27 protein-coding genes are annotated in these 19,444 nt (G+C 60.9%); 15 read left to right on the forward strand and 12 right to left on the reverse strand.

The window, feature by feature from the left end:
* Positions 1-62: 62 nt before the first annotated feature.
* Together ACE3O2_RS01600 and ACE3O2_RS01605 are read right to left on the reverse strand one after the other, a co-directional pair.
* Positions 63-539, reverse strand: coding sequence for an N-acetyltransferase family protein (locus ACE3O2_RS01600; RefSeq protein ID WP_374334538.1), 477 nt, complete (start codon positions 537-539; stop codon positions 63-65).
* 12 nt (positions 540-551) lie between these two features.
* Complete coding sequence (locus ACE3O2_RS01605) at positions 552-857, reverse strand: hypothetical protein (RefSeq protein ID WP_374334539.1); 306 nt, start codon at positions 855-857, stop codon at positions 552-554.
* Positions 858-974: 117 nt separating this feature from the next.
* On the opposite strand from ACE3O2_RS01605, the gene ACE3O2_RS01610 reads away from it, so the two are divergent.
* Entirely contained in the window at positions 975-1,364 is a 390-nt protein-coding gene (locus ACE3O2_RS01610) for a hypothetical protein (RefSeq protein ID WP_374334540.1), read from the forward strand.
* A 48-nt stretch (positions 1,365-1,412) separates the two neighbouring features.
* Entirely contained in the window at positions 1,413-2,078 is a 666-nt protein-coding gene (locus tag ACE3O2_RS01615; protein ID WP_374334541.1) for an SOS response-associated peptidase, read from the forward strand.
* Between the two features lie 68 nt (positions 2,079-2,146).
* Here the strand turns inward: ACE3O2_RS01615 and ACE3O2_RS01620 are convergent, their stop codons facing one another.
* A complete protein-coding gene (locus tag ACE3O2_RS01620; protein WP_374334542.1) occupies positions 2,147-2,737 on the reverse strand; it encodes a tetratricopeptide repeat protein in 591 nt (196 codons plus the stop codon).
* 400 nt (positions 2,738-3,137) lie between these two features.
* Positions 3,138-4,238 carry an agmatine/peptidylarginine deiminase gene (locus ACE3O2_RS01625; protein ID WP_374334543.1) on the reverse strand — a complete coding sequence of 367 codons (1,101 nt, stop codon included), beginning with the start codon at positions 4,236-4,238 and terminating at the stop codon, positions 3,138-3,140.
* A 247-nt stretch (positions 4,239-4,485) separates the two neighbouring features.
* Between ACE3O2_RS01625 and ACE3O2_RS01630 the strand changes: the two genes are divergently transcribed.
* Together ACE3O2_RS01630 and ACE3O2_RS01635 are read left to right on the forward strand one after the other, a co-directional pair.
* On the forward strand, positions 4,486-4,965 hold the full coding sequence (locus ACE3O2_RS01630) for a hypothetical protein (RefSeq protein ID WP_374334544.1): 480 nt from the start codon (positions 4,486-4,488) through the stop codon (positions 4,963-4,965).
* An 18-nt stretch (positions 4,966-4,983) separates the two neighbouring features.
* Positions 4,984-5,460 carry a GNAT family N-acetyltransferase gene (locus ACE3O2_RS01635; protein ID WP_374334545.1) on the forward strand — a complete coding sequence of 159 codons (477 nt, stop codon included), beginning with the start codon at positions 4,984-4,986 and terminating at the stop codon, positions 5,458-5,460.
* Positions 5,461-5,527: 67 nt separating this feature from the next.
* On the opposite strand, the gene ACE3O2_RS01640 is transcribed toward ACE3O2_RS01635, so the two are convergent.
* Positions 5,528-6,130: a metal-dependent hydrolase gene (locus ACE3O2_RS01640; protein WP_374335553.1), complete on the reverse strand. Its 603-nt coding sequence runs from the start codon at positions 6,128-6,130 to the stop codon at positions 5,528-5,530.
* Positions 6,012-7,631: a 2OG-Fe(II) oxygenase gene (locus ACE3O2_RS01645; RefSeq protein ID WP_374334546.1), complete on the reverse strand. Its 1,620-nt coding sequence runs from the start codon at positions 7,629-7,631 to the stop codon at positions 6,012-6,014. Before ACE3O2_RS01645 ends, ACE3O2_RS01640 begins: the two co-directional genes overlap by 119 nt.
* A 59-nt stretch (positions 7,632-7,690) precedes the next feature.
* On the opposite strand from ACE3O2_RS01645, the gene ACE3O2_RS01650 reads away from it, so the two are divergent.
* The 3 genes from ACE3O2_RS01650 to ACE3O2_RS01660 all read left to right on the forward strand — a co-directional run bounded on the left by ACE3O2_RS01650 (position 7,691) and on the right by ACE3O2_RS01660 (position 9,340).
* Positions 7,691-8,320 carry a TetR/AcrR family transcriptional regulator gene (locus ACE3O2_RS01650; protein WP_374334547.1) on the forward strand — a complete coding sequence of 210 codons (630 nt, stop codon included), beginning with the start codon at positions 7,691-7,693 and terminating at the stop codon, positions 8,318-8,320.
* A 90-nt stretch (positions 8,321-8,410) separates the two neighbouring features.
* Positions 8,411-8,719 (forward strand): hypothetical protein, encoded by a 309-nt coding sequence (locus tag ACE3O2_RS01655; protein ID WP_374334548.1) that lies wholly within the window; start codon positions 8,411-8,413, stop codon positions 8,717-8,719.
* A gap of 114 nt (positions 8,720-8,833) precedes the next feature.
* Positions 8,834-9,340, forward strand: a complete 507-nt coding sequence (locus tag ACE3O2_RS01660; protein WP_374334549.1) for a hypothetical protein — start codon at positions 8,834-8,836, stop codon at positions 9,338-9,340.
* Between the two features lie 7 nt (positions 9,341-9,347).
* Here ACE3O2_RS01660 and ACE3O2_RS01665 read toward each other — a convergent pair whose 3' ends face one another.
* The 5 genes from ACE3O2_RS01665 to modA form a co-directional block, all read right to left on the reverse strand.
* Positions 9,348-10,100, reverse strand: coding sequence for a substrate-binding periplasmic protein (locus ACE3O2_RS01665; protein ID WP_374334550.1), 753 nt, complete (start codon positions 10,098-10,100; stop codon positions 9,348-9,350).
* 83 nt (positions 10,101-10,183) lie between these two features.
* A complete protein-coding gene (locus tag ACE3O2_RS01670; protein ID WP_374334551.1) occupies positions 10,184-10,987 on the reverse strand; it encodes a TOBE domain-containing protein in 804 nt (267 codons plus the stop codon).
* Complete coding sequence (locus tag ACE3O2_RS01675) at positions 10,977-11,666, reverse strand: ATP-binding cassette domain-containing protein (protein ID WP_374334552.1); 690 nt, start codon at positions 11,664-11,666, stop codon at positions 10,977-10,979. The genes ACE3O2_RS01670 and ACE3O2_RS01675 overlap by 11 nt, the downstream gene beginning before the upstream one ends.
* Positions 11,663-12,334, reverse strand: a complete 672-nt coding sequence (modB, locus tag ACE3O2_RS01680) for a molybdate ABC transporter permease subunit (protein WP_374334553.1) — start codon at positions 12,332-12,334, stop codon at positions 11,663-11,665. Before modB ends, ACE3O2_RS01675 begins: the two co-directional genes overlap by 4 nt.
* A 6-nt stretch (positions 12,335-12,340) precedes the next feature.
* The gene (modA, locus tag ACE3O2_RS01685; RefSeq protein WP_374334554.1) at positions 12,341-13,081 is read right to left on the reverse strand and encodes a molybdate ABC transporter substrate-binding protein; all 741 of its coding nucleotides are present in this window, start codon (positions 13,079-13,081) and stop codon (positions 12,341-12,343) included.
* A 114-nt stretch (positions 13,082-13,195) separates the two neighbouring features.
* Here modA and ACE3O2_RS01690 point away from each other — a divergent pair, with 114 nt between their 5' ends.
* The 3 genes from ACE3O2_RS01690 (at position 13,196) to ACE3O2_RS01700 (ending at position 15,207) form a co-directional block, all read left to right on the forward strand.
* A complete protein-coding gene (locus ACE3O2_RS01690; protein ID WP_374334555.1) occupies positions 13,196-13,804 on the forward strand; it encodes a MarR family winged helix-turn-helix transcriptional regulator in 609 nt (202 codons plus the stop codon).
* Between the two features lie 77 nt (positions 13,805-13,881).
* The gene (locus tag ACE3O2_RS01695) at positions 13,882-14,616 is read left to right on the forward strand and encodes a hypothetical protein (RefSeq protein WP_374334556.1); all 735 of its coding nucleotides are present in this window, start codon (positions 13,882-13,884) and stop codon (positions 14,614-14,616) included.
* Between the two features lie 42 nt (positions 14,617-14,658).
* Positions 14,659-15,207, forward strand: a complete 549-nt coding sequence (locus ACE3O2_RS01700) for a redoxin family protein (RefSeq protein ID WP_374334557.1) — start codon at positions 14,659-14,661, stop codon at positions 15,205-15,207.
* 48 nt (positions 15,208-15,255) lie between these two features.
* Here the strand turns inward: ACE3O2_RS01700 and ppk2 are convergent, their stop codons facing one another.
* Positions 15,256-16,386: a polyphosphate kinase 2 gene (gene ppk2 / locus ACE3O2_RS01705; protein WP_374334558.1), complete on the reverse strand. Its 1,131-nt coding sequence runs from the start codon at positions 16,384-16,386 to the stop codon at positions 15,256-15,258.
* Positions 16,387-16,524: 138 nt separating this feature from the next.
* Between ppk2 and ACE3O2_RS01710 the strand changes: the two genes are divergently transcribed.
* The 5 genes from ACE3O2_RS01710 (at position 16,525) to ACE3O2_RS01730 (ending at position 19,385) form a co-directional block, all read left to right on the forward strand.
* A complete protein-coding gene (locus ACE3O2_RS01710) occupies positions 16,525-16,971 on the forward strand; it encodes a zinc-ribbon domain containing protein (protein WP_374334559.1) in 447 nt (148 codons plus the stop codon).
* Between the two features lie 390 nt (positions 16,972-17,361).
* Positions 17,362-17,727 carry a VOC family protein gene (locus ACE3O2_RS01715; protein ID WP_374334560.1) on the forward strand — a complete coding sequence of 122 codons (366 nt, stop codon included), beginning with the start codon at positions 17,362-17,364 and terminating at the stop codon, positions 17,725-17,727.
* A gap of 100 nt (positions 17,728-17,827) precedes the next feature.
* The gene (locus ACE3O2_RS01720) at positions 17,828-18,361 is read left to right on the forward strand and encodes a YcxB family protein (protein WP_374334561.1); all 534 of its coding nucleotides are present in this window, start codon (positions 17,828-17,830) and stop codon (positions 18,359-18,361) included.
* A complete protein-coding gene (locus ACE3O2_RS01725) occupies positions 18,361-18,786 on the forward strand; it encodes a hypothetical protein (protein WP_374334562.1) in 426 nt (141 codons plus the stop codon). Before ACE3O2_RS01720 ends, ACE3O2_RS01725 begins: the two co-directional genes overlap by 1 nt.
* Positions 18,787-18,791: 5 nt before the next feature.
* Entirely contained in the window at positions 18,792-19,385 is a 594-nt protein-coding gene (locus ACE3O2_RS01730; protein WP_374334563.1) for a hypothetical protein, read from the forward strand.
* Positions 19,386-19,444: the final 59 nt, after the last annotated feature.

Raw genomic sequence — 19,444 nt, forward strand, 5'->3', positions numbered from 1 at the left:
GAGCTGGCGTGCTCCATTTTAGCAGCCTGCATTAGTTTGCGTCCGCACGCGTCATGCAACACTCAGAGCCGCGCCCGCATCAGGTAAAAGCCTTCCCGCATTTCCAACTCTTCGAAACCGCAGCGGGCATAGAGCTGCCGCGCCGGGTTCTGCGGGTGGACGGTGAGGGAGACTTGGCGATAACCCGCCTGGCGGGCCGCTTCCAGCGCGGCGCGCATCATCTTGCTACCATGGCCTTGGTGCTGGTGGGCCGCGTCCAGCGAGATGCCCAGCTGCGGGGTCTGGTTATCCACCCAGGCGAGGCCAACTCGGTCTTTCAGCATCCGCATCCAGCAAGCGCCGATGTCCACACCGTCGAGTACCGCCACCACACCCACATCTCCGGGCCGCCCCCAGTCGTGTGCATAAATGCTGACTTCAGGGTGATCCAGCACGCTGCGCGGGCGCAAGCCCGCGGGTGGCGGATCCCACAGGGCGACGTGCAGCCAGTTCCACAACGCGGGTTGATCTTCCGATAGCAGGGGACGAAAGCTAAGCATAGGCAACCTTTGTCATGGCGCATTGGCCTTCATGGTTTCCAGCTCCTGCTGGCACTGGGCCTTGTTGTGGTAAATGATGTACTCGCTGCGGGACGATGCCTTGCAGCTGGCCACCGGCTTCGGCCCACTGCCAAAACCGGGTGAGGCCTCACACTGGCGCAGCTTGGTGAGCAATGCTGGCGTGACCACCACACAGCGGGCTTGCTCGCCCTTGAGCCAGTCAAAGCCATACTGCCCGGCAGTCGGAACAGGGGACGACGCTTGTGCTACAGGCAACAGCAAGAGGCTTGGCAACCCGAGCCACAGAAAACGCCGCATAATCCCGCTCCATTACACTGAAGGATGGCAGTATAGCGCAACGTCATGACCGGCTGACAAGCGGGAACTGTCCTGCAACCTGCATGCTCCAACCATGCACGACCAAGGAGCACGCACATGAGCGAAACGCCTTTACCAAGCATTGCCGACAAATTTGATACCGATAGCGCCGAGCAACTGGTGGCGCTGGGCTACCCGGCCAATGCGGACGCGCTGGACGAGCTGATTTTCTGGTCCTGCTTTCCCAACGACCCGGTCTGCCACGTGACCCACCCTTATATCCAGAGTCTGCCCAATGAGGCGCTGGTGGCGCCGCTGCTGGATTTTCTGCAATACAACCTGGAAGTGGGTCAAACCGATCTGGTGGTGGATGCCTTCTGGCTGTTCATCAACCCGCGTGGCGAAGCGTTTCGCCAGCAGATCAAGCAGGCCACGGCAGACGAAGCGATCCGCGCGCTGTTTGACGATCCCGAGTACGCACCCGACCCGGACGACACCGCAGACTGAGCTCAATGAGGGTGCTACACTGCCCACCTTGCCTGCTCGCTCACCACCATGTGCGTTAACTACCTGCCCGTCTCTGCCGATCAGCTGACCCGCCACTTTGAAATGGCGCTGGAGGAAGAATGGGCGGACGAAGTGTGGCAGGACCATGCCGCCCCCATCATCCTGCGTGCGCCGCAAGGCATCGTCGCCACCCTGGCAGGCTATGGCATGGTGCCGCGCCGCCACCAGCCAGCCGGTCAGCGCGCCTACAGTACGCAGAACGCCCGGCTGGAAACCGTGGCGGAGCGCCCCAGCTATCGCGGGCCGTGGCAATACGCCCAGTTCTGCCTGGTGCCGATGCTGGGCTTCTTTGAACCGCGCTACGATGCACGCGGCCGCAGTGAGCGCTGGCTGATCCGCCGCACCGACCACGCCCCATTTGCCGTCGCCGGGCTATGGCGCTCCTGGCGCGAAGCGGATGGCCGCACCAGCCACGCCTTCACCCAACTCACCCTGAATGCCGACCAGCACCCGCTGATGCAGCAGTTTCACCCGCCCGAAGATGAAAAGCGCTCTCTGGTGATTGTGCCGCCCAGCCACTACAGTGCCTGGCTGCACTGCCGCCAGCCCGAGGGCGCCCTGCCGCTGCTGCAACCGTTCGACCCCAGCGACTGGACCGCCGAGCCGCGCCCCCGGCCCAATGCCAAGGCGGCGCGGATGCAGAGCCTGTTTTGAGCTAAAACCCTTGCACTGAACTGTACGGCAATGTCAGAAGATGGGGTGAAGCGGACTTTCTGTAGGGACTAATCTTTTCCACTAATGCCATTAATATAATCGCATGCCGGAAAGAAACTCAAAGACGCCGCTCTTTTTATAAAGTCCATCCCCATTTTCTTATCCCCGTCATCACCATCGCAGTATATCAAGCCAACTTCATACAACGCCTCAGGGCAATTATTTTCAGCCGCATTGAAAAGCCATAGCAGCCGCTCATCCTGATTTTTCTTTAGCCCACACCAACCATGTGCATAAAGCCCTGACAAATGATACTGCGCTTTGGCATGGTTATGCTTCACACATGTCACAAGTATTTTTACGGCCTTCTTTTCATCCTTCTTAACACCGTCCCCAAACTGATAGGCAAGCGCAACTCTGAATCCTGCCTCATAATTTCCATTTTTGAAATCAGCTTCCATCGCATGGAAATAAAGGTCGTAATAATATTTTGCCTTTTCAAGGTTGACTTCAACCCCATCCCCTCCGGACTTATATATGTAGCCCAAGTGAAGGAATGACTCACTTACCTTCCTACTTGCAAGCACCTCCAGCATCGGTAAGGCGACAGAAAAGCGTAAATCATCTATAGCCTCCTGCGCTGACTGCAGCAATTCCATCACATCACGACTCCATGCACACATCTTCTGAGGCCCCTCCCTGCAGCCTAATTAACACTCTGTCGAAAGAATAAACCATCATGGCATTTAGAGTAACAGGCCTTTAAGGCACTCGATTACAATCACCTTACCCAGCCATAACACATCCAGTCCACCACAAGCGTCCACAACTTTTAAACCGCTCGCCACCACGCTGTGGCGGCCGACTGATTCCTGTACCGAACGGCAAGATTATTACGGTCTCGCAGGGGTTAGAGATACGCAAGCCGATGTCGTGCGCTACACCCAGCCCCCGCCCCAGTGCCAAGGCGGCGCGGATGCAGAGCCTGTTTTGAGTCGTTACGGGGTATGGTGCACCACGCCAGATACGCCACCACGGCCTGCTTGTCGGCAAGCGAAGTCAGCCTCTGGGTTCTTGCTGCGTTGTGCAGTGAACCCCGCCTCCGCCTGCGGCAATACCGTCAATATTGATCTGGACCACCTTGCGCCCGGGAAACACCTTCTGCAACGCCTGCCTGGCGGCTGCATCAGCTTTGGCATCGCCAAACTCAGGGGCAATCACTGCACCATTGCAGACATAGAAATTGACATACCCCGCAGCGAATGTATCGCTCTCGAACGCCTCCCGCACGCGGGACGGGGCCTCCAGCACCACGACCGACAGCTTGCGCCCTTGCGCATCCTGTGCAGCACGCAGGAGCTCCAGATGCCGCTTTGTCACCGCATGGTCAAATGATGCGGGGTCAGGGTCATACCCCGCAATCACGACTCCCGGTCGGGCAAAGCGTGCATAGAAGTCGGTATGTCCATCGGTAATGTCCCTTCCCCGAATGCCAGGCAACCAGATGATCTTCTCCAGCCCCAGCAAGGATTTCAGTATTTGCTCACAGTGTGACTTGCTCACACCGGGGTTACGGTTTGCATTGAGCACACAGCTCTCGGTGATGATGGCCGTACCGTGTCCATCCACTTCGATGCCACCGCCCTCCAGCGTCAATTCCGTCTGAAGGTGAGGCACCCCCACCCGCTGCGTTACAAACCCGGCGACCTTGGCATCCGCGTCAAAGCGCTGCTTCTCGCCCCAGCCATTGAAATTGAAGTCCAGCGCTGCCTTGCCACCTTTCGAATTCACTACGAAGACCGGGCCAGTATCCCGCATCCAAAGGTCATCGTGTGGACAAACCACCAGTTCAACCGTAGCCCCCATCAATTGCCGCGCCAGCGGCAGATCGGCTTGATTGACCAGCATCGAGACAGGCTCATGGCGGGCGATGGTTAAGGCGATAGTGGCCAGATCACGCTGCACCCTCGGCAGCAACTGTTCTCCCCAAATGTCCTGACCGCCCGCAAACGCCATCCATGTCCGCTGATGGGGCTCACTCTCATCAGGCATGTACCAGCCATCGCGTGCCGATGCCGCCAGCGCCGCCTTCGAACCACCGAGTAAAGCAGCAGCAGACATCAGGCCCATGGCTTGCGTCACCTTACGTCTACTCGGCATGATGCGCACCTCGTGTCACCCAGCCACCATTATGGTGGATTTCCCAACAGTGTGCTGACACCCCGCGCGAAGTACGCCGTGAATATCCCCTGCCCCCTTGCGCTGCCGAAGCACCCACCCCACCACAAGGCTTAATCGCAGCCAAATTCCGCAATTCCTGTACGCATGCTTGCTTGTCATATCACGCTTGCCCGGTAGACTATGGCTGATACCGCAAACCATCATGCCATGACATAGAAGGGTATACATGTTCGGCTTGACCCCTGCCACGCTGGAAGATCCTGCCTTGGGTCTGCTCAAGCGAGACCGCTGGCGCAGCCTGTGGCGTGGCACGGTTACGCTGGACGGGCAGCAGGTGCCTCTGATTCTGGCAGGCAACCGGCGTGCGCCCAGTCCAGCCGCCTTGCGCGCTGCCCACACCATGCAAAGCCAGTACACCAGCTGGCAGCCGTGCATCGCCCAAGCCTTGTACACACACTGCGCGCCTTATGTGGAAGCGATTGCGGCTGGCGAGCTGCCCGCCCCGGCCTCAACTCTGCCCCCGCTCGCACAGCCAGATCAGGTCTGGCCGCATGTGTCTCTGGTATTTGCATCAGTGCTGCCGCTGGGCGTGGCCCTGACTGTGGAGCTGGCCTATGCCACGGCTTGGGATGAGGAACACCTTGTCGCCGCGCGCTTTCTGGAAGGACGCTTCCTTGAGCTGTGTGGTAGTGTCATCGCCCCCTAACCTGCCTATGGAGTCTTGATGTCATTGAAACTGGAACCGCTCGCCCGATACCCGCAACACCACGCTGTAGTGGCCGACTGGTTTAGTACTGAATGGCCAGACTATTATGGCCCTGGCGGAGAGGGCGATGCGCAAGCCGATGTAGCGCGCTACGCCCAGCCTGCAGACACCGCCCCCTACGGACTGCTGGCATTGCAGGATGACCAGCCTTGCGGCTTTGCCGCGCTGAAAACGGAAACCTTCCCCAGCCATCCGGAATTGGGGCCGTGGCTGGGAGCCGCCTACGTACCGCCCCCGTTACGACGAGGTGGCATCGGCGCAGCCCTGATTACCGTACTGGAAGTCGCAGCTCGCCAGATGGGCTACCCGAAACTCTACTGCGCCACGGCCACCGCCGACAGCTTGATGCTGCGCTGCCACTGGACCCTGCTGGACACCGTGCAGCACCAAGGGCACGCGATACGGGTGTATGAAAAACGACTGTTGGACACATAGTCCGCCCCCGTCCAGAGCATGCCCATAAGGCGCACAGGCAGGGTCAGCAACCAGCCATATCGCTTGCCTACTGCCCCCACCAATGCTGAAGGTTACGCCGTGCCGCCTGCTCCAAAGCCCCCGCAGACGGTGTATGGTATATACGGGGAGCCACCAGCCAGCGTTGCATAAGTCCCCTGCGGGTCTGCTGATATACCTCCTCTGCTACCCACGCATATTCTGCGCGAACTTGTCGCTCATACTCGGCAAAAGCTACTGGCTCAGCCCCGAGGATCGCCAAATCCACATCCAGCAGCAAGGCGGTATCACCATTGGCGGGTGCATGCTGGTGGCAGGTGGCCAGAATCAGGTTGGCTACCCGGCTCAACAGGGTGTCATCCAGTCGACCGGCCAGCATGTGTTGTAACAGCTGCACACTCTGCACTTCATTGTCGTGCCGTACAGGGTCGTAGACCGCATCATGAAACCACAAGGCCAATGCCACCTCCTGTGGATGCGTGGCTTCCGCCGACCACCGCCGCAAATCCAGCAGACAGGCTTGCAGATGTCGCTCAGTGTGGTAGTGACGATGCGGCTCTGCATAGGCCTGCAACAGCTGGGGCAGGCCGCCCAGCGGGGGCCTGGCCCCCAGTTGCTGCCACAAGTTTGCCCATTCCGCAGACCAATCCATTATTGCCCCCCTCATGCACCCGCAGGCCACCATCGTACGCGCTGCTGAGCAGCGCGCCTGAGCGGAGCGGCAACAGGTCGGTGGCGAAATTGGGGAGTAACGCCTGATGGCTTGGCACAACCGCCAGCCCTTTCCATACCGCCAGCTGACCATCCTCCCCGACACTCCCCATCCAGCCGGGAGCCAGCGCACGCAGGCGGCGCACCGCTGCCCGATGTGCCTTGTGGCGAAAACAGACACACCAACGGTCCCCTTCCGGCCGCCAGGCCTGAATCTGCCCCATCACATCGCCACTCCATAGCAGTCCATCCGCCCACAGCAGGGTGCGCAATGGTTGATCACCGGCGAGTACCTGCAGGCAAGTTCCATCGGCAGACCATATCCGCAGACTGCCATCTTCCGAGGCACTGGCCAGCCGCCCTGCAGGCAGCACCGCCAGTTGCCATACCCAGCCCTGATGCCCCGTCAAGGTGCGCTGCCGCTGCCCCGTTGCATCAAACAGATGGATCAGCCCATCTGCTCCGGCGGTTGCAATGCACGCTTCAGACAACACCTGAACATCCAGAATCGCAGCAGCATGCGCCTGCACGGTACGCAGACATTCGCCACTCGGCCAGTGCCACCAGCGCAGGCTGCGATCACGCGATACTGAGAGCAGTGTCTGCGCCGTCAGCGCCGCCAGCCCCAGCACAGACTGCGTATGGCCTTGCAAAACCGTGATCGGCGTACCATCGTCCCGCCACACGCGGATATGGCTGTCACGCCCTCCGCTGGCCAGCACACCGGGGGCCAACCGGGCTAATGTCCAGACATAGCCTTGATGCCCCGGCATGAAAGGCGAATGCGCCGCGGTCATGGCTGCTGATGTGCTGCGATAGAGGACATCACTGCGCAGCACATGTTTGCGGCCAGCCACCAGCACCGCCCCGGCGTGCCAGATGGCATGGTCAAACAGGATCAGACTGCCCGCACGGGGCCTGACTCGCCCGATCTCCTGCGCCGGACGACCATCTTCATGCCCGCCGGGACCGGCGGAATAGAACACCGTATCGCCGCCTTCAAAAGCATCACCATCCGTCAGGTAGATCATGAATGTGAGTCCGGAGCGGATAGCCGGTCCGCGCCAGTGGACGCCATCCTGATGCAACTGAAACTGCTGGCCTGGTTCATAGCGGCAGCAGCGAAAGCGCGGATTGATGCCTTCAAACTGCCATGGCTGAACCTGCCCTGCTGCATCCGGCAAGGACAAGCAGGCAGGTGCCAGGGTTTGCAACGCAGCGGCTAACGTCTGTGCGAGTGCTTCGTTGTCCCACACCTGGCGCATATTGTTGCGATAGGACGGCGGGTAGTCATGACCGGCATCGGCGAAAGGCTGCGCCTCTCGCTCGGCGATCAATGCCAGGCAGGCTTCCGCCGTCAAAAACCCGGGAAATACGCGGCAAAACCCGGCGGATGCGGGCAGCGGATCATACGCCGAGAGCGATGTGGCACAGGTGTTCATGCTTCACCCATATAATTTGGTTGACCAACCTATAAATAATATATCCCTGCAGGCTGCCGATGGCAACTACAATATTGGTCAATCAACCTGTTTACCCTGCCATGGCCCGCCCCAGCAATACCGAAACCCGCCGCAGTGAAATTGTCCAGGCCTTGCTCACGGTCATGGCACGCCATGGCTATGAAAAAGCCACCATCCAGCTGATCGCCCGTGAAGCCCGGCTCAGCCCAGGACTGCTGCATTATCACTTCAAGCACAAGCAAGAAATTCTGGTCGCCTTGGTGGAAGCCTTGGCAGACTATGCCGAGCACCGATTCGCTCGCTTATGTGACGGGCAGTCACAGCCCCGGCAGCAACTGGAAGCTTATTTGCATGCCTGGCTCAGCCTGGGAGAAGGTGCCTCGCCCGAGCGAGTCGCGGCTTGGGTCATGATCGGGGCGGAAGCGGTGCGACAACCCGAGGTACGTACAGTCTATCAGCGCGTGATTGAGGCAGAATTGTCACGGCTGCGCGGCCTGATCCAGCAGGTGCAGCCCCACAAGCCCGAGCCCTTCGCCAGCACACTGGCGGCCAGCCTGCTGGCCATGATTACCGGCAGCGCCCAGCTGGCCTGTGCCACCCGTGACATCATGCCGAGCGCTTATGCGGCACAGGCCGCCATCGACTACCTGCGGCAAGCTCTGGCCTGATCCATCCTGTCCTGCAGTAACACTTTGGACATCCCGCTGTCTCATTCCGGGCATGACAGCACATGCCAAGTCACCACCAAGGTACACCACATGTTTGCCCAGAGCCCCTGCCCACGCTGCCATACTCCGGTACGGATTGCTTGGCTGGCCCGTTTGCAGTGCACCGCCTGCCAGAGCAAGCTGGGCTATGACGACTCCATTTACAAGGTGGTGATTGTCGTCGTGATGGCGCTGCTCAGCCCGCTGACGCTGGGGCTCAGTGTCGGATTGACGATGCTGTGGCCAACCATACCACTGGATGGGCCTTTCTGTTTTCTACTGCTCAACCTGCTGATTCATGGCCTGGGCACCGTGGTAGCATTCCGCCGGGGGTGGCTGCGCTTGTATTGCAAGGGATGAGAGCGGATACAGCTCCCTTCCCCACCGCCCGGTAAAGGATACAGCCTCATGATGAGTGCTCATGCGCTAGTCCAGAGATGGTTGCCCGTGTCGCATTTCAGGGAGCGACATTCCGTGGCCATGGCAGGTGATCCGGCGGCCATTCTGGATATTCTGACGCAGCTGGAGGTCGAGGGCGACAGGGTCATCCGTACCCTGCTGCGCCTGCGGGAAGCCCCATCGCGGCTATGGGCCGCCCTTGGGGGACACTCAGGGCTGCGTCAGCGCCCCGGCTTTAGCTTGGCGGATTTCATCTTGCTGGAGCGCAACGAGGCCGGGTTGGCGTATGGTCTGGTGGGGCGCTTCTGGCGGCACGACTTTGGCTTGTATCCAGTGTCATCCCCTGAGGATTTCCGTCACGCAGCGGCACCGGGCTGCGCGCGCCTGGTGATGGTCTATGCCGTGGAACAAGACACGCCAGGCCAGCAAAAGCTGACGACTGAAACCCATGTGTTTTGCCCGGATCGACGCAGCCGGCTGTTGTTCAGTGTGTACTGGGTGATGATCCGGCTGGGCAGTGGTTTCATCCGGCGGCGCATTCTGGCCCGCGTTCGCCGACGCTTGCTCGAAACCCGTGCCTGAGCCGGCCTTACTCAGCCTCCAGATGAGGCTTGAGCAGACGCTTTAACTCACCCTGCTGACGCAGGCGCTGGATGCCACGATCCAGCGTTTGCAGCAAATCCGCCGCATACGGCAGATTCCGGCTGACCAGAAAAGAGGCGCTCAAGGTCGGCAGACCTTGCAACGATGCTTTGCGCAACTGTGGGTCACTCAGTGCCGCATGCAGCAGCTTGCGAAAACCCGAAACGACTTCGGTATTTTCGACGAATACTTCGCAACGGCCAGCGCGCAACTTGGCAATGAGGGACGCGTAATCAGTAGCGCCCGTATCCAGCTGCGCCGGGTCCAGCCCAAGGTGGCTGTAGTTGAACCCCAGCAGACCACACACCTTCACGCCGACCAGATCATCCCGCTCGTGGATACGGGCTCCCGCCGGATAGCGGTCTGCCAGATAATAGACTTGGGGGTTGAGCTCCAGATAGGGCAGGCTGATGGCGTATTGTGCTTCCCGCTCTGGCGAGCGCGTCGCCCCCATTACGATATGCATCCCGGCCCCACTTTTGGCCAAGGCAAGACAACGCGCCCACGGCAGCAAAATCACATTCAGCTGGTAATCACTGCCCTTGAGGGCGGCGCGCAAGACATCGGGCGAGTAGCCCACCACCCGTTCCGGCTGCTGCCGGTCATAATAGGAAGAAGGCGGCCACTCGTTTTCTCCGCCGCACGCCGTGATGCGTTCGGCACGTGCAAGCGTAGACAGTAACCCCAACAGTATGAGCAAGACAGCACGCACCGGGTCAGGCTCCCATGGACATGTCCACAGTATAGGCTAGACTGCCGGGTCAGGTCGTTTAACGTTCCCGCCTACCCCAGTACCCCGATAATCACACTGGACGCCTGAAACAAGGCGGTCACTGCTTGGCCTGGCTGCACAGTCAGCGCATCCATGCTGGCCTGGGCGATCAGGGTATGGCCACTGGCCAGCGTCAGGCTGACTTCGGCGTTGACCGCGCCGGGCCGCACTTGCGCCACCGTGGCGGGCAGCACATTGCGGGTGGCAAAGCGTGCCTGCCCGGCCTCGCTGACCAGCAGCACCGAGCTGGCCTTGATCAGGGCAAAGGCTGTCATGCCGGGCTGTAGTGCCAACGCTTCGCTGCTATCGCGGGTAATGGTGGCCACCAGCTGAAAACCGTTGGCCACGTCCAGCACCACCTCGTCGTTGACCGCACCACGCTGCAGGGTCTGGATGGTGCCGGCAAACTGGTTTCGCGCGCTGGTCCGCATGGTCATTCTCCGCAACAGCTGATAATCCTCCGGCAGGCCATCGGCCAACCCAGCCAGACGTGTCAGGAAACGTTGGTGTTCCAGCTCAATCCGGCGGAAGTTGGCCACCAGTTGCTGTCCGCGTGGGGTCAGCCGGGTCCCCCCGCCGCCCTTGCCCCCTGCCAGCCGCTCGACCAGTGGCGTCTCCGCCAGGCTGTTCATATGATTGATGGCGTCCCACGCCGCCTTGTAACTGAGCCCAACCGTCTGTGCTGCCTTGGTGATGGAGCCACAGTCATCCAGCTGCGCCAGCAGCGCCATATGCAGGCTGCTGCCCAGCTTCTGCGCACCGCTTTGCAGCCAGATGCTGCCCTGTACATCCCACTCGCCCGCCTCAGCCTGCATCACTGCCCTCCGCCACCTGCCCTTGCTGCAACACCAGCCGGGCATCGGCAAAGCGTTCAACGTCTTCCGGATCGTGGCTGATCAGCACCATCGGCAACTGCAGTTGCTGCTGCCAACGGTCCAGCTCATCACGCATCTTTTGCCGCAACAGGGTATCCAGCGCCGCAAACGGCTCATCCAGCAGCAGTACGCTGGGCCGTGCCGCCAGCGTACGCGCCAGCGCCACCCGCTGCCGTTGCCCGCCGGACAGGTCTGCCGGACGCTGCCGTGCCACCTCGTCCAGCTCGAACGCCAGCAACCAGTCGTCCACCTCGCGCCCGCCTGCCTCATGGCGAGGATTGCGCCAGCCTTGGGTCAGCCCAAAGGCAATGTTCTGCCGCACCGTCAGGTGAGGAAACAGCGCATAGTCCTGAAACAAGAGCCCGGCGCGCCGCTGCTCGGGAGGCAGATTGAGGCCACGCTCGGTATCCAGCCAATCACGATCGGCCAGTCGTATCCGCCCCTGCTGCGGGGTGACCAGACCCGCCAGCAAGCGCAGGGTTTGACTCTTGCCGGAACCAGAGGGGCCAAACACCACCAGCCGTTGCCGGGCGGTGGTAAACGCAATATCCAGCGCAAAGCGTCGTCCAGCGGATTGCAAGACGTGGCGAAACGCAAAGGTCAGTTGGGGTGCCGTCATGTTCGCCGTCCTTGGCCGGGTGCCAGCCAGCCGGCCAGCAGCAGGACCACGATACAGACCACCGAGGTGATCAGTACCAAGGTTTGCGCCAGTCCGTCTTGCCCGGCCTGCACCGCATCGTGCACCGCCGTGGCTAGGGTCTGGGTACGGCCCGGAATGCTGCCCGCCAGCATCAAGGTGGCGCCAAACTCGCCCATGGAGCGGGCGAAGGCCAGCAACACCCCTGCCAGCAGCCCGCGCCAGGCCAGCGGCAGGGTCACCCGCCAGAACACCGCCCAAGGCGACAAGCCCAGTACCCGGGCGGCCTGCTCCAGCTGCACGTCCACGGCTTCAAACGCGGCACGGGCCGGCTTGAGTACCAGCGGGAAAGCCACCACCGCAGCCGCCACCGCAGCCCCCTGCCAGCTGAAGACCAAGCGGATGCCAAGGCTGTGTTCCAGCCACTGGCCGAATACACTCTGCCGCCCCAGCAGCACCAGCAGGTAGTAGCCCAGCACGGTGGGGGGCAGCACCATCGGCAAGGTCAGCAGGCTATCCAGCAGCTCGCGCCCCGGAAAGCGGCAGCGTGCCAGCAGGAAACCGGCCAGCCCGCCGCTCAGCAAGGCCAGCAGCGTGGCCCAACTGGCCACCTTCAGCGACAGCAGTAGCGGGGTCCAAGCCTCGCTCATGAGCAATCAGGGCTGCTGAAAACCATGACGGCGCAGGATGGCCTGCCCGTCTGCGGACAGGACAAAGCGGACAAAACGCTGTGCCTCTGCCGGATGGCTACTGGCGGCCAGTGCCGCCAGCGGGTAACGCACCGGCTTCGCCAGCGGCACGGTAAACGCCACCTTCACCTTGTCCTTGAATTGCAGCGCGTCGGTCTGGTAGACAAACCCGGCATCCACCTCGCCCCGCGCCACATAATCCAGCGCCTGCCGTACATTCTGCGCCGGGATCAGCCGTGGCTGCAGTATGGACCACAAATTGGCCTGCTGCAGTGCCTGCTGGGCATAGCGCCCGGCGGGTACGCTATCCGGATTGCCCAGCGCCAGCTTCTGAATGGTGGCCCCGTTCAGGTCTGTCAGCTGCTTCGGCATGACCTTGGCCGCAGGCGGCACCACCAGCACCAGCAGGTTGCTGGCAAAATCCTTGGCTTCGCCCGCCTTGACCAGCCCCTGGCTGATGGCCAGCTGCATGGTCTGCTCGTCCGCCGAGGCAAATACGTCTACCGGCGCGCCCTTGGCCATCTGCTGCAGCAAGGCGCCCGACGCCGCAAAGTTGAGCAACACCTTGTCACCAGGGGTGCGTGCCTCGTAGGCGGTGGCGACTTCCTTGAACGCTTCACTGAGGCTGGATGCGGCCGACACCGTCAGCTCCCCGGCTTGGGCCAGCGGGCATAACAAGGCTAGCACCCATACTGATTTCCGCAACATCCTTCGGCTCCCTGCCAACTGATTGATTAACCGCAATATACCACACTACATAACGAATCAATCAATTAATAAGGACTCCTTTACAAATGAATTGACGGCGGCTAAGATGCCAGCATGAAACCTGAACAGCCTTGGCAGGAAACGCCCCCCCTCAGCGCACGCACCCTCAGTGCGCTGACCCGCATCGCCAGTGTGCTGCGGGCGGGTGAGTGGCAGTTTGCCAGCCGCGCCGGGCTGAACCCGACCCAGCTGGATATCCTGCAGCTGCTCTCGCCTCGCCCGGAGGGCATGCGGCTGAGCTGGCTGGCGGAGCAACTGGGGGTGACGGCAGCCAGCGCCAGTGATTCGGCCTCCTCGCTGGTCAGCAAAGGCTGGCTGGAGAAAACCCGTGCGGTGGATGATGGCCGCGCCATTGCACTGCGCCTGACCCCGGCGGGCCACGACCTGGCCGAGCATATCCCGGAAGCCAGCCAGTTTGCCGAGGACGCACTGAGCCGATTGCCGCCGGGCCAACAGGAAGCCCTGTATGACAGCCTGCTGGCGCTGATCCGCCAGCTGCAGCAGGCCGAGCGCTTTCCGGAATTACGCGCCTGTATCGCTTGCCGTCATTTTCAGGCACAGCGACATACCGATCCGACCGCCCCCCACCACTGTGCCCTGGTGGATGCCCCTTTGCCCGCGGCGCTGCTACGGCTGGATTGCCCCGAGTTCGAATCACGTTGATGGAGGTTTTCCCCTGAAGTGCGCTGTGTTTTTGTTGCGTTATTTTATTTAGGATTCCTAATATTAAGGAGATGAACATGAAAGCCAAATTGATGCTATCCACCTTGACCGCTGCCCTGTTCAGCCTGACTAGCCAGGCGCACGATGGCGGCATCCATACCGCCCCTCAAAGCTCGGTAGCGCCTGCATTCGACATCGTCCACACCCGCATCCGCAGTGAAGGCAATCAGCTGGTGTTCCACATGATGACCCAGGGCAGCCCCGGCAGCCAGACGCCCAGCGTCAACGGCAAGCTGGCAGGCAGTACCGTCTTCTCCTATGTTTGGCCCACCAGCCTTGACCCCGCAACCGTGGGCTTTGCCGCCCAGAGCGGGGTGCTGGCTTTTGCCGTCACCCATCATCCGGACTTCGACGACACCCCGCTGTTTGATGAAAACGCCGATGGCGACCCCGCCAACGACGGCGCACGCTGGCATTCGCACTGGGTGGTACTGGCGCCGGATGCTGCTTGCGGCAAGGATACGCTGAAGGTGGTGGACATTCCGGAGGGTAGCCATCCGCCCTTGCCGAAAACCTGGCCCGGCCTGCCACTGCTGATCGACAGCCCCGGCTGGAGCCCGCAGTTCAAGGGCGATACCGTCGAGGTACGCGTGCCCTTTGAGAACATCGGCGCGGTCAAGCAAGCCAGCTACGATGGCGTAACGGCTGCCTTGCGGGTGAACGAGAGCATTCACGCGCCGCTGCTGTGCGTGAGCAATGTATTCAAAGTAGCCTCGGGCAACCTCAGCCTGCCCGGCAAGGTCGATCAATAAACATCCCGGCCCGCTGCGGCGGGCCACCACCGGAGACTCGCCATGCCCTCCTTCCACCCGATGCTGCCCCCGCTGCAGGTACAGCAATGGTTCAACACCACCCCGCTCACTCTGGCCGACTTGCGTGGCCGTGTGATTTTGCTGCATGTCTTCCAGATACTGTGCCCAGCCTGTGTCAGCCACGGCATTCCGCAGGCCAAACAGGTGCGGCGGTTGTTCCCGGCGGATCAAGTCGCGGTGATCGGCCTGCACAGCGTGTTCGAGCATCACGCCGCCATGCAGCCCGACGCGCTGTCTGCCTTCCTGCACGAATACCGGATCGACTGGCCCGTCGCCGTGGACCAACCCAACCCGCACGGTCCGATCCCGCTCAGCATGCAGGCCCTGCACCTGCAAGGCACCCCCTCCACCCTGCTGATCGACCGTCACGGCCGCCTGCGCCTGCACCATTTCGGCCATCTGGACGACCTGCAACTGGGCGCGCAGCTGGGATACTTGCTGCAGGAAGCCAACATGCAGCAAACCGCCGACGCAACGGATGCACACGGTCATACAGAAGGATGTACGCCCACCGGATGTAAGGCACCATGAAAAAGGCCGCCTCGGTCAGGCGGCCTTTTCAGCACACGGTACAGCCCCCTACAAAATCGCCCCGGGCTTTTCGCCACGCTCGTACACCACGTGGGCGCGGCCGACAATGAGGGGGTCGAGTTTGCCGACTGCCTCTACCGTCTTGGTGTTGTACGGCAGTTTGTGCAGCACATAGCGCATGGCGTTCAGGCGTGCGCGCTTCTTGCAGTCGCTCTTGATCACCGTCCAGGGGGAATCCGCGGTATCGGTCTCGAAGAACATGGCTTCCTTGGCGCGGGTGTAGTCGTCCCACTTGTCCAGCGAGGCGAGGTCGATCGGGCTCAGCTTCCACTGCTTGAGCGGGTGAACCTCCCGCTCCTTGAAGCGGCGGCGCTGCTCGGCGCGACTGACGCTGAACCAGAATTTGATCAGGTAAACCCCGCTGCGGGCCAGATGACGCTCGAACTCCGGCACTTGCCGCATGAATTCGTTGTACTCCGCCGGGGAGCAAAAGCCCATCACCCGCTCTACACCTGCCCGGTTATACCAGCTGCGGTCAAACATGACGATTTCGCCCCGCGTGGGCAGATGCTGGATGTAGCGCTGGAAATACCATTGCCCCTGCTCGGCATCGCTGGGCTTTTCCAGCGCCACCACCCGCGCACCACGCGGGTTAAGGTGTTCCATGAAGCGCTTGATGGTACCGCCCTTGCCAGCGGCGTCGCGCCCTTCAAACAGGATCACCACCCGTTGCCCGGTTTCTTTCACCCAGGCCTGCAGCTTGAGCAGCTCCACCTGCAGGCGAAACTTTTCCTTCTCATAGGTGCTGCGGCGCAGCAGGTTACGGTAGGGGTAGCCGCCATCGCGCCAGTCCTCCGCCAGCTCCAGATCCGGATTGCGGCCGGACTTCTTGTCGCGGCCTTCGTCGTCCCCCATCAGCAGGCGGCGCAGTACGCGCCGGTCGTCCTCGGCAGCGCCTTCCACCAGTGCACGCAGCGCCTGTGCCCGCTCATGCACGGGAGTCTGCTCGTCTTCCAGCAGGTCTGCGGCCACCTCCAGCAAGGGTTGCCGGGCTGCCGCAGCGGCATTGCCCGCCACCCAGTTCTCCAGCTGCTCTGGCTGTGCCACCGGGGCGGTATCTCCGCCAGTTACCGGCCGATTGCGACCCGCACGGCTACTGCGTTTGACTTTGCTGTCCATCACGATCCTCCTGCCACAATGTCATGACAATCTCAAGACAGCATAGCCGGAATCGCGCGGGAGGCATCGGGGTTAGATCAAATAATTGTGCATGCGGCAGGCTTGTCAGCCGGCTTGCCCTGCTGCAACATGTCCGGCATGCCACGCACCAAGCCTCTCTCCACGGTACCTGCCAACCCTGCCAACTGGTGTGAGACCAGTCAGCGCTCGGTCTCCGCCGCCTGGACCCGGCACTACACCGACCGGCCGTACACATGCTGGCGCTGCAAAGTAGCCTGTGTGTTTACCGCTGCAGATCAGCGCTATACCTATGAAGTCAAAAAAGCCAGCATTGACCAGCACCGCCTGCTCTGCCGCCCTTGCTGGCAGCGTCGCAATGCCATTCTTCTGGCGCTGGGTGAGTGTCAGGCCAGGTGGAACGCCCAGCGTACCTCACTGCGGCAAGACCCGGCCTTTCTGAGCACCTGGCTGGCTCTGCTGGATGAGAAAGACCAGTACATCCCCTACCGGCGCGATACCGCCAAAAAAAACATGCTGCGCAAGCTGCTCAACCCGCCTCGCCATACACCTCTCCCACCTGACTAAGCCCCCCGCAGCTCAGGCGGGGTGCCATCGCGGGCGACAGCAGTCATGGTTAATGGTGGGGACCTGGAAGGATGGATTGGTATGCCTGCCATCCAGTGCAAAGTGTTGCCACACTGCGTAATCCCACTCTACCGGCTGCTGAACATTCGGCAAACCCTGCATTGCCCGGCGGGGTAGCCGTGTAACTGGAAGCCTCATCGCATGAGGCGCATCACCGTGAGTGGTAATGAATATTGCTTCTACATTGAGAATGATAACCGTTATTGAAAATATCAAATTGCCTGTGCTACATTCCCCCAATCGCTGGTGCAGCCAATCGGCCCAGCCCACAGCTTGCCGCCAGCGGTCACAACCAACAGACAAAGTCCAATCCTTGACAGGAGTTTATCCATGGCAGACATGATCGCCAGCCGTATTGTATTGGCCGTGCAGGACCTTGAGCGCTCGGTGACGTTCTATCGCGACCGCTTGGGATTTGTGGAGGACTTTGCAACCGGAGGCTGGAGCTTCCTCTCACGCGGCAGCTGCCGCCTGATGATCGGGCATTGCCCGGACACCCCGCCCGCCAGCACCCTGGGCGACCACAACTACATCGCCTACGTGCAGGTGACGGATATTGACGACCTGCACCAGGAATTCAGCCAGCGCGGCCTGACCCCGCTACACATACCGGAAACCAAACCGTGGGGCATCCGTGAAATGGCGGTGGTGACACCTGACGGGCATCGGATGATGTTTGGGGAGGAGATGGCGTAATCGGAGTATCACTAACCAGCAGGTATGCTGCATACCAGTGTGGTGCGCTCAGCTCATTCGAGTCAAAATGCCATCTGCCCACTTTTCTCGAGAATCGCGTATGACGCTACAAACGCCTGTGATCGAACAGCCTGAACAGACTGGGTTTCAGCGTCAGATATCAGGCCACATTACTGCCGACGACTATATCCTGGCCACGCATTTGTTCTACAAACGCCAACGCCAGTCACAGTACTTGTGCTTTTCGCTGATATTGGCAATTGGCTTGGGTCTTTGCCTGCTGGACTTCACCACATTGAGGACTCAAATCGCAACCTTTGGCTTCATCATGACATTCAGCATCATCGCCTATCATCGCCATGTCGTTCCTGACCGCATCCGCCGACTGCATCAGCAGCGGAAAGCCTTTGCCGACTTGATCACTTTTTCTTGGGATACCTCCAGTTTCACGGCAAGTAGCGTGCAAGGGCATGGCAGCATGCCATGGGCAGACTTTGTCCGCTATAAAGAAGACCAGGCTGTCATCTTGCTGTACCACGATGACAGCCTGTACACCCTGGTGCCAAAGCGCTGGTTTCAGGACACCGCCCAGCTGAACGATTTTCGCCAGCAGCTCCAGCAGGTGAGCCGCTGATGGGGCCATTCTCCTCTGGTTGGACCGAAGCCGATGTAGAAGCGGTCATCGCCCGGGGTGACCCGGAAGAGCTGCTGTATGTACCGATCGTCATTGGCATGAATGCGGACGACTGCGATCGGGACTGGGTAGAGCGCATCCTGATCGATTTGTCCTCACACCCGCACTTCAATGTCCGCAGCAATGCCATCCTGGGTTTTGGCCATACCGCCCGTACTTACCGTACGCTGTCGCTAGACAAGGTGCTCCCCATCATCAGCGGGGCCCTCACCGATCCGCATCAGGATGTCCGCGATCAGGCCAATGACACCGCCAATGACCTGCTCATCTATCTGGGCGTGGTCGTGCCTGGCTATGATGTCCGTCACACAGAGGCCTTTTTTGACGCAGTAGCCGCCTTCAAGCGTCAGCACCATCTGGAGTAAACCCCATGCTTCATCGTGTCAGCCTCTTGCTACGCCCCTTGCTATGGCTGGGTTTGCTCATCATTGCGCGCCCCTTGTGGGCGTCCGGCATCCTGTTGGACCCCATCAATCTGAGCATTCCAGAGCAGGTCAGCCACTGGCGCTTTACGGAAGCCTACACCTACCCCAGCCCGGAGCTAGGGATCAGCCTGACCTACAAGCAGGACAACATGGTGTTGACGCTCTACGCATACGATGGCGGCCGCAAGCATGTTACGACTGGCCATCGCAGTGCAGAGGTGCGCCAGCAGGTCGCGCAGGCTCATGGGGACGTACTGGCCCTGTGGGAGCATGGGCAAGTTGACCGGGTGGAGTGGATCAAGACCGCCAAGGCAGAAACTGCAACGGATCAGTGCGGACCTCAGTTCGCTCACCGCCAGTATCACCTCGTGCAAGGGCAAGCCCGGATACTGGACTCCCACCTGTATCTGACCGGCAGCCACAACCACTTCATCAAGCTGCGCATCAGCTATCCACTGGGTACGGATCAGGCGGAAGCCGAGGTGGATGCCTTTGTGACCATGCTGAGCAAGTTACTGGGCGGCTGCAGCAGTGTCTGAGCGGTCGCTGTGGTCAACAGGCGCATGACAAAGGGGCGGTTACACCGCCCCTTCATGAT

The sequence above is a fragment of the Leeia sp. genome (assembly GCF_041909055.1).
Lineage (GTDB): Bacteria > Pseudomonadota > Gammaproteobacteria > Burkholderiales > Leeiaceae > Leeia > Leeia aquatica.

Excerpts from the sequence above, each read along its gene's own strand:
- ACE3O2_RS01600 (WP_374334538.1), bottom strand. The coding sequence starts at position 539 with ATGCTTAGCTTTCGTCCCCTGCTATCGGAAGATCAACCCGCGTTGTGG.
- ACE3O2_RS01605 (WP_374334539.1), bottom strand. The coding sequence starts at position 857 with ATGCGGCGTTTTCTGTGGCTCGGGTTGCCAAGCCTCTTGCTGTTGCCT.
- ACE3O2_RS01610 (WP_374334540.1), top strand. The coding sequence starts at position 975 with ATGAGCGAAACGCCTTTACCAAGCATTGCCGACAAATTTGATACCGAT.
- ACE3O2_RS01615 (WP_374334541.1), top strand. The coding sequence starts at position 1,413 with ATGTGCGTTAACTACCTGCCCGTCTCTGCCGATCAGCTGACCCGCCAC.
- ACE3O2_RS01620 (WP_374334542.1), bottom strand. The coding sequence starts at position 2,737 with ATGGAATTGCTGCAGTCAGCGCAGGAGGCTATAGATGATTTACGCTTT.
- ACE3O2_RS01625 (WP_374334543.1), bottom strand. The coding sequence starts at position 4,238 with ATGCCGAGTAGACGTAAGGTGACGCAAGCCATGGGCCTGATGTCTGCT.
- ACE3O2_RS01630 (WP_374334544.1), top strand. The coding sequence starts at position 4,486 with ATGTTCGGCTTGACCCCTGCCACGCTGGAAGATCCTGCCTTGGGTCTG.
- ACE3O2_RS01635 (WP_374334545.1), top strand. The coding sequence starts at position 4,984 with ATGTCATTGAAACTGGAACCGCTCGCCCGATACCCGCAACACCACGCT.
- ACE3O2_RS01640 (WP_374335553.1), bottom strand. The coding sequence starts at position 6,130 with ATGGATTGGTCTGCGGAATGGGCAAACTTGTGGCAGCAACTGGGGGCC.
- ACE3O2_RS01645 (WP_374334546.1), bottom strand. The coding sequence starts at position 7,631 with ATGAACACCTGTGCCACATCGCTCTCGGCGTATGATCCGCTGCCCGCA.
- ACE3O2_RS01650 (WP_374334547.1), top strand. The coding sequence starts at position 7,691 with ATGGCAACTACAATATTGGTCAATCAACCTGTTTACCCTGCCATGGCC.
- ACE3O2_RS01655 (WP_374334548.1), top strand. The coding sequence starts at position 8,411 with ATGTTTGCCCAGAGCCCCTGCCCACGCTGCCATACTCCGGTACGGATT.
- ACE3O2_RS01670 (WP_374334551.1), bottom strand. The coding sequence starts at position 10,987 with ATGCAGGCTGAGGCGGGCGAGTGGGATGTACAGGGCAGCATCTGGCTG.
- ACE3O2_RS01675 (WP_374334552.1), bottom strand. The coding sequence starts at position 11,666 with ATGACGGCACCCCAACTGACCTTTGCGTTTCGCCACGTCTTGCAATCC.
- modB (WP_374334553.1), bottom strand. The coding sequence starts at position 12,334 with ATGAGCGAGGCTTGGACCCCGCTACTGCTGTCGCTGAAGGTGGCCAGT.
- modA (WP_374334554.1), bottom strand. The coding sequence starts at position 13,081 with ATGTTGCGGAAATCAGTATGGGTGCTAGCCTTGTTATGCCCGCTGGCC.
- ACE3O2_RS01690 (WP_374334555.1), top strand. The coding sequence starts at position 13,196 with ATGAAACCTGAACAGCCTTGGCAGGAAACGCCCCCCCTCAGCGCACGC.
- ACE3O2_RS01695 (WP_374334556.1), top strand. The coding sequence starts at position 13,882 with ATGAAAGCCAAATTGATGCTATCCACCTTGACCGCTGCCCTGTTCAGC.
- ACE3O2_RS01700 (WP_374334557.1), top strand. The coding sequence starts at position 14,659 with ATGCCCTCCTTCCACCCGATGCTGCCCCCGCTGCAGGTACAGCAATGG.
- ppk2 (WP_374334558.1), bottom strand. The coding sequence starts at position 16,386 with ATGGACAGCAAAGTCAAACGCAGTAGCCGTGCGGGTCGCAATCGGCCG.
- ACE3O2_RS01710 (WP_374334559.1), top strand. The coding sequence starts at position 16,525 with ATGCCACGCACCAAGCCTCTCTCCACGGTACCTGCCAACCCTGCCAAC.
- ACE3O2_RS01715 (WP_374334560.1), top strand. The coding sequence starts at position 17,362 with ATGGCAGACATGATCGCCAGCCGTATTGTATTGGCCGTGCAGGACCTT.
- ACE3O2_RS01720 (WP_374334561.1), top strand. The coding sequence starts at position 17,828 with ATGACGCTACAAACGCCTGTGATCGAACAGCCTGAACAGACTGGGTTT.
- ACE3O2_RS01725 (WP_374334562.1), top strand. The coding sequence starts at position 18,361 with ATGGGGCCATTCTCCTCTGGTTGGACCGAAGCCGATGTAGAAGCGGTC.
- ACE3O2_RS01730 (WP_374334563.1), top strand. The coding sequence starts at position 18,792 with ATGCTTCATCGTGTCAGCCTCTTGCTACGCCCCTTGCTATGGCTGGGT.